At 59.3% G+C, this 523-nt stretch carries 1 protein-coding gene; it reads left to right on the top strand.

From position 1 onward, the window contains the following. Window positions 1-523 (top strand): immunoglobulin-like domain-containing protein (locus tag G1E_RS28880; RefSeq protein ID WP_177329630.1); only part of this gene is annotated, 523 nt, incomplete at both ends.

Below are 523 nucleotides of genomic sequence, written 5' to 3'. Positions count from 1 at the left end.
CTGTGGATAACACCACTGTGGCCGAAGGTGGCAAGATCACTTACACCGTGACCCTGGTCAGCGCTGATCCAAGCCTGCCAGTAACCAACCACAAAGGTCTGACCTTCACCCTGACTGACGGGACTACTGTGACCGTCAAGGCAGGCGAAGCCACCGGTTCGGTTACCGTCACTGCGCCAGACAACGTCTACGTCAACGATCCGGTGACCATCACCCAAGGCCTGACCAAGGTCGAAGGCGCCGGCGCCGATCAGTTCGAACAACTGAACCTGGGCAAAGATACCGTCAGCACAGTAGTTACCGATGAGCCGGGCACTCCAGGTAACCCAGGTGGCAATAACGAAGGCGACCTGGTCAAGGTCACCATCGCTGCGGATCAGCTGTCCGTGAATGAGGCGACTGAGCCAACCTTCACCGTCACTCTGAACAAGGCGCTCGACAAGCCATTCACCGTAACCCTGAGCACCGGTGCCACCCTGACCTTCGCAGCAGGCGAGACCACCAAGTCCTACGCCGCACCGGC

The sequence above is a fragment of the Pseudomonas sp. TJI-51 genome, assembly GCF_000190455.2.
Classification (GTDB): domain Bacteria; phylum Pseudomonadota; class Gammaproteobacteria; order Pseudomonadales; family Pseudomonadaceae; genus Aquipseudomonas; species Aquipseudomonas juntendi.
This window is presented reverse-complemented; position numbering and strand designations above follow the sequence as displayed.